The sequence below is a fragment of the Noviherbaspirillum sp. Root189 genome, from assembly GCF_001428545.1.
Lineage (GTDB): Bacteria > Pseudomonadota > Gammaproteobacteria > Burkholderiales > Burkholderiaceae_D > Noviherbaspirillum.
Window position 1 is genome coordinate 70,806 of sequence record NZ_LMHZ01000020.1, and the last position, 6,561, is coordinate 77,366.

Sequence of the window (6,561 nt, forward strand, 5' to 3'; positions counted from 1 at the left end):
TGAATGGATCGGACTAACTAGCTCTTGCGTTTCCTGTTTGTTAAGCGGTTTGACGGCGCAGTTTGCGCGCCGGCGATTTTAAGGAGGATACGGGTGAGTTCCCTTACCATGTCGTCGGGGCCGATACGGCCATTCGGCTTGTACCAGGTGTACATGAAGCCGGCAATGCTGCCGATGGACAGTGCGGTCAGCTTGGTATCGTCAAACTCGAGGTCGCCGTCGCTGCGCGCCTGCTCCAGCAAGGCGCATAACTCGTTGTAGAAACGGCGCGACATGGTCTTCAGCTTCTTCATGAACGTCACATCGAGCGCGCCGCCTTCCCGATAGGCAAAGGTGCCGGACTTGAAGAAGGCCACATTGGCCGTGGCGAAGCGCTGCAGGCCTTCGCGCAGTTTGTCAATCGCACGCCGCTCGTCGTTCGCTTCGAAATGCATGGCTGTCAGGCAGGCATGCGAGGCACGCCAGCAGAGCGTTTCGAAGATATCGCTTTTGCCAGGAAAGTAGTAGTAGAGGAAAGGCTTGGTGACGCCGAGTTCATTGACAATGTCGGCAATGGTGGTTCCCGCGTAACCGTTTCGGAAAAACAATTCTTCCGCCACGGCGAGAATATGCTCGCGCTTCTGGTCGTGCACGCCCTCGGCGATCGCTTTTTTGCTCCCCTTGGTTTGCCTGCCCTTGACGTCGGTCTTCATATGGTCCGCTGTGCCGCGTTGGATTTAAGTGAAGTCTGATTGACCGTGCTGTTAAAAGAATATACCAGACAGTATTGAAATTATACCGCTCGGTATATTAAATTTCATTTGCGAGTAACTGGTGCGGCAAAATCAATTCAGACCATATAAAGTTTATACTCGCTGTTATATTATTTTCCGTCTGGCACCGGAATTTGCGCTGTATCAAGACGTTCAACAAATCTCGCTTTCATGCTGATAGTCGATTAACGATAAGCACAAGGAGACAACGAGTGAATGCAATTGTGTATTTGCAAGAAGAAAAGCCTTTGCATGAATACCTGCGGCACCATGCGCGCATCCAGCCGGACAAGCCTGCCTATGTCTGGTACGGCAACACGCTGACTTACGGTGAACTGGATCGTCTGAGCGACCGCTTTGCAGCCAGGCTTAGCGCATTGGGCGTAAAGAAGGGTGATCGCGTTGTGCTCTTCCTGCAGAATTGTCCGCAGTATCCGATTGCGCATTTCGGTATTCAAAAATTGGGTGCCATCGTTAGTCCCTGTAGCCCCCTATTCAAAAAACATGAACTGGAATACCAGGTCGGTGATCTCGGCGCTGAAGTCATCGTTGCAGCCGACAACCTGTATCCGGTCATTAAACAGGTGCTCGGCACAACAAAACTGCGCCATGTTTTTCTCACGAGCTACGGCGATTTTCTGCCAGACGCGCCGACCATCGATGTACCTGCGGAGATCCGTATCCCAAAGCAGCGTATCGAAGGCACCCTTGATTTTCTCGAGGCCTTGCGCGAGCAGCAAGGGCAGCCGCCACAACCGGTGCTCGACATGGATGACGTGGTGCTGATGACCTATACGTCCGGGACCACCGGCATGCCCAAGGGCGCGATGCTGACGTACCGTAATGCATTGTTCAAGACCGCCGGCGCCACATTTGCCGCTGGCGTCAACAATGAGACCGTCACGCTCGCCATTGCGCCGTTGTATCACATTGCCGGCATGCTGATGGGATTGAACGTGACGATCTATACCGGCGCGACGGCAATCCTGATGGCCCGCTTCGATCCGATGTCGGTACTGCAAGCCATCGATCGCTACCAGGTTAGTCACTGGTACAGCATCGCGCCGATGAACGTGGCCGTCATGCAAGTACCGGACGCACAAAAATTCAACCTGAAATCATTACGGGTCAATCCCTGCACCAGCTTCGGCATCACGTTGACACAGCAACTCGCCGATCAGTGGCGTGATTTCGCAGGGGGGTGCCAGACGTTCGAAGCGGCGTACGGGTTGTCCGAAACCCATACTTGCGATACCTATACACCGCGCGGTGCGATTAAATGGGGAACGCAGGGAAGGCTGATGCCCGGCGTCGAATGCCGCATCATCGATCAGCAGAGCGGGAGGGTGCTTGGACCAGGTGAAATGGGCGAGATCACCCTGCGTAGTCCAGGCAATTTTAAAGGCTATTGGAACAAGCCGGAGGCGACAGCGGCAACGCTGCGCGATGGCTGGGTCTACACCGGCGACATGGGCCTGCTGGACAGCGACAGCTATCTGACCTTTAGTGGACGCTTCAAGGAAATGATCAAGGTTTCGGGCTACAGCGTATTCCCGGAAGAAGTGGAATCCATCCTGATCAAACACCCGGCGGTGCGGCAGGCAGCGGTCATCGGCATACCGGATCCGTCAAAAGGCGAAGTGATCAAGGCGGTCATCGTAGTCAAACCGGATGCGGGCGCGACCACCGCGGATGACATCATCACCTGGAGCCGCGACCAGATGTCGCCCTACAAGGTGCCCAAAGTCGTGGAGTTCCGGTCGGAGCTACCCGCAACCGGTACCGGAAAGGTTCTCCGTCGCTTGCTGAAGGAAGACTGAGGCCCATGGCGTTTTGGGAGCCGCTCATACGACTAACAGAAACGCCGTCCTGACGCTGAGGTCTTGAACAATTGTGGAACCATCACTGTGAGCCCGATGTCTTTTAATCAGATGCCTTCATTGGCACAGCGACTGATTAAATTGTTAAAAGCACCAAAGGCAGCGGAAGATGGATTCGATGATGGATGTAAAGGAAGCGGCGACCAACCTGGTACGTAGGCCGGTCGATGGTTGCGTCATGACGGCAAGCGGGCGTTGCATTCCGCAACCGCCGTGGATCCTTGCCGAGGAACCGGAAACCGCTGTCGCATATGATCAGTGGCTCATCGACCAGGGGCGGGAGGAAGCCATTGCCCTGAATGAAAACTGGATGGTATGCCGGCTGGCAGGGCTCGACGGGAGCCTGATGGACGCATCTTTGCGCCACTTGCTATGTGATTTCCTGTTCGGTCATCCGCATCCGGAATTTGAGGCGCGCGGAGAAGCAGTGGATTTATACCGACTCTGATGCCTCCAGCGCGTCAGCGTCGAAACGCTGGTGGTGTTTGAAGGTTTGAAGTATTCCAGAACCTGAATGAGTTTTCTGCGGTCAGTGCCGCTGGGCTGATGATGGCCTTTAATCCGTATAAAAAAAGGGGAAGCGATGTGCCTCCCCTTTTTTTCTGAGCGGTTAACACTTATCGGTCAAGCCAGCTGCGATGCGTATTGCTCAAGATGCTGATCGGTGCTGCCGAACTGGAGTTCGATGGCCATCAGGCGCTTGAAGTAATGGCTGACGTCGAGTTCGTCGGTCACGCCCATACCGCCGTGCAGTTGCACTGCCTGTTGCCCGACGAAGCGGCATGCCTGGCCCACAACGACCTTGGCTGCCGACATGGCACGGTTGCGTGCTGCCGGGTCTGCATCGGTACAACGTACCGCGGCAAGATAGCTCATCGATCGCGCCTGTTCGATATGCAGCACCATATCGGCCATACGGTGCTGCAATGCCTGAAACTTGCCGATCGGTTGACCGAACTGCTTGCGATTGCGAGCGTATTCAACCGTTGCCGCGAGCAGTTTGTCGAGTGCGCCAACCGCTTCGGCGCACACCGCCGCCAGACCGAAGTCAAGCACGTCCGCCAGTTTCTGTTCGGCTTCGGCTTCGTTCGCACCTTCCGCGCCATTCAGCAGCGCGGTGGCGGGAACGAAGACCTGATTGAGCCAGACTTCACCGGCGCGTACGCCATCGACCGTCGCATATTCAACCTTGCGGACGCCGGGGGCATTGCCTGGAACGCAGAACACGGCGAGCGGACCGTCAGAGTCCGGCTTGCCAAGACGTGCCGTCACGAGCAGTACGTCGGCCGATCCGGCGTGTACGACGACGCTCTTGTGGCCTGTCAGCAGGAAGCCATTGCCGACCGGCCAGGCACGTGTCGCGATGGCCATGCGGTCAAAGCGGGTCTGCTGCTCGTCATGCGCAAGGACGGCAATCTTTTCGCCGCCGGCAAGGGCAGGCAGCCACTCAGCGCGTTGCGCATCATTGCCGAGCGCCGCCAGTGTCCTGGTCGCCAGCACGGCGCTGGCGAGATAGGGTTCCAGCAGCAAGCCTTCGCCCACTGCATTCATGACCAGCATATTGTCGATCGCACTGCCGCCCAGGCCGCCGTCAGCTTCCGGTACGTTGAGCGACAGCAGCCCGATATCAGCAAGACCCTGCCAGATCTGGCGACTGAAGCCATCCGGCGATTTTTCCCTGATCTGGCGACGCGCTTCAAAACCATAATCCTTGGCCACAAAACGTCGCGTGGTGTCGAGCAGCATCTGCTGTTCTTCGGTAAAGGTAAAGTCCATTGCGTGCTCCTACAAGCCAAGGATCATCTGCGAGATGATGTTCTTTTGAATTTCATTCGAGCCGCCGTAGATCGACAGCTTGCGCATGTTCAGGTAGTTCGCGGCAAGCGGCGTGGCATAGAACGGTCCGACCGCATCGCCCTGATAACCGGCCGCCATCGCTTCGCGGCGCAGCGGCAAGGCATACGTGCCGACTGCCTGCACCAGCAGTTCAGTGATGGCTTGCTGGATTTCGGTACCCTTGATCTTCAGGATCGATGCTTCCGGTCCCGGCGCACGACGCTCGGCTTCGGCGGACAGGACGCGCAGATTGGTGATTTCCAGCGCTGTCAGGTCGATCTCGACCTGCGCAATGCGGGAAGCGAACATCGGGTCCTTGATCAACGGCTTGCCGTTCTTGGTTTCCAGCGAGGCGATACGCTTCAGGCGTGAAATTTCGCGCTTGGCGATACCGATGCCGGCAATATTGGTGCGCTCGTGGCCCAGCAGGAACTTGGCATAAGTCCAGCCGGCGTTTTCTTCACCGACGAGGTTTTCAACGGGTACGCGCACGTTCTCGAACCAGACTTCATTGACTTCATGCGAGCCATCCATCGTGATGATCGGACGCACGGTAATGCCGGGCGTTTTCATGTCGATCAGGATGAAGGAAATGCCGCGCTGCGGTTTGACGTCGGGATCGGTACGCACCAGGCAGAAGATCCAGTCGGCATACTGGCCTTGCGTGGTCCATGTCTTCTGGCCGTTGACGACATAGTGATCGCCTTCGCGTACCGCACGGGTCTTGACGGATGCGAGGTCGGAGCCGGAACCCGGTTCCGAATAACCCTGGCACCACCATTCGTCGGCCGACAAAATTTTCGGCAGGAAGCGTTCCTGCTGTGCCGGCGATCCGTATTGCATGATGACCGGCGCAACCATCTTGAGGCCGAAAGGAATGGTTCGCGGTGCGCCGGCTGCTGCGCATTCTTCTTCAAAGATGTATTGCTGCGTCGCGCTCCATCCAGGCCCGCCAAACTCCTTGCGCCATGATGCGCCGCCCCAACCCTTGGCATGGAGGATCTTCTGCCAGCGGATGTAGTCGTCGCTTTGCAGAATCAAACCGTTGAGTACCTTGTGCTGGATATCCGGCGGCAATGAGCCGGCAACGAACTCGCGCACTTCCTGGCGGAAGGCAAGTTCTTCGGGAGTGAAATTGAGATCCATTTGTTCCTCTTGTTACGTTCGGTACCGTTTTTTCGTTCAATGCCGGGTTGTTGCCTAGCGGTCCGCTACAAGCTGGTCACCATGCACCGTTTGATAAGACCTTGATATTCCTTCCCCTTGAAGGGGAAGGGGCCACAGCCTACTTACCGATCGCTTGTAATGATCAACCCTATAAGGGGAGTGGCATGCAAGCATTCAAGCGCAATTAAAACGCCGCAATACCCGTCTGTTCACGACCCAGAATCAGCGCATGGATATCGTGTGTGCCTTCATAGGTATTCACTACTTCGAGATTCACCATGTGACGGATCACGCCAAACTCATCCGAAATACCATTCCCGCCCAGCATGTCGCGCGCCATACGCGCCACATCCAGTGCCTTGCCGCAGGAATTACGCTTCATCATCGACGTAATCGCGACAGCGGCAGTACCTTCATCCTTCATGCGACCCAGACGCAGGCAGCCCTGCAGGCCCATCGTGATTTCAGTCTGCATGTCAGCCAGCTTCTTCTGGATCAGCTGGTTGGCTGCCAGCGGCTTGCCAAACTGCTTGCGGTCCAGCACATACTGGCGGGCCGTGTGCCAGCACGATTCCGCCGCACCCAGTGCACCCCACGCAATGCCGTAACGCGCCGAATTCAGGCAGGTGAACGGTCCCTTCAAGCCACGCACTTCCGGGAACGCATTCTCTTCCGGACAGAACACGTCATCCATCACGATTTCACCAGTGATCGATGCGCGCAAACCAAACTTGCCATGGATCGCCGGCGCCGACAAACCCTTCCAGCCCTTTTCCAGCACGAAACCACGGATGGCGCCTTCATCATCCTTGGCCCACACCACGAAGACATCGGCAATCGGCGAATTGGAAATCCACATCTTGCTGCCGGTCAGGCTGTAGCCGCCGTCCACCTTCTTAGCCCGGGTCACCATCGAACCGGGATCG

Annotated in this window: 6 protein-coding genes; 2 read left to right on the top strand and 4 right to left on the bottom strand. The window is 56.7% G+C overall.

All coding sequences use genetic code 11. The features are described 5' to 3' along the window. Positions 1 to 17: 17 nt before the first annotated feature. A complete protein-coding gene (locus ASE07_RS13565; RefSeq protein WP_057291370.1) occupies positions 18 to 692 on the bottom strand; it encodes a TetR/AcrR family transcriptional regulator in 675 nt (224 codons plus the stop codon). 272 nt (positions 693 to 964) lie between these two features. Between ASE07_RS13565 and ASE07_RS13570 the strand changes: the two genes are divergently transcribed. Both ASE07_RS13570 and ASE07_RS13575 read left to right on the top strand, forming a co-directional pair. Further along, positions 965 to 2,572 carry an AMP-binding protein gene (locus ASE07_RS13570; RefSeq protein ID WP_235548467.1) on the top strand — a complete coding sequence of 536 codons (1,608 nt, stop codon included), beginning with the start codon at positions 965 to 967 and terminating at the stop codon, positions 2,570 to 2,572. 169 nt (positions 2,573 to 2,741) lie between these two features. After that, positions 2,742 to 3,080: a hypothetical protein gene (locus ASE07_RS13575; protein ID WP_057291371.1), complete on the top strand. Its 339-nt coding sequence runs from the start codon at positions 2,742 to 2,744 to the stop codon at positions 3,078 to 3,080. Between the two features lie 176 nt (positions 3,081 to 3,256). Here the strand turns inward: ASE07_RS13575 and ASE07_RS13580 are convergent, their stop codons facing one another. The 3 genes from ASE07_RS13580 to ASE07_RS13590 form a co-directional block, all read right to left on the bottom strand. Continuing rightward, positions 3,257 to 4,408 carry an acyl-CoA dehydrogenase family protein gene (locus ASE07_RS13580; RefSeq protein WP_057291372.1) on the bottom strand — a complete coding sequence of 384 codons (1,152 nt, stop codon included), beginning with the start codon at positions 4,406 to 4,408 and terminating at the stop codon, positions 3,257 to 3,259. Positions 4,409 to 4,417: 9 nt separating this feature from the next. Beyond that, positions 4,418 to 5,614 (bottom strand): acyl-CoA dehydrogenase family protein, encoded by a 1,197-nt coding sequence (locus tag ASE07_RS13585; RefSeq protein WP_057291373.1) that lies wholly within the window; start codon positions 5,612 to 5,614, stop codon positions 4,418 to 4,420. 205 nt (positions 5,615 to 5,819) lie between these two features. Continuing rightward, positions 5,820 to 6,561 (bottom strand): acyl-CoA dehydrogenase family protein (locus ASE07_RS13590; protein WP_200960938.1); only part of this gene is annotated, 742 nt, incomplete at its 5' end.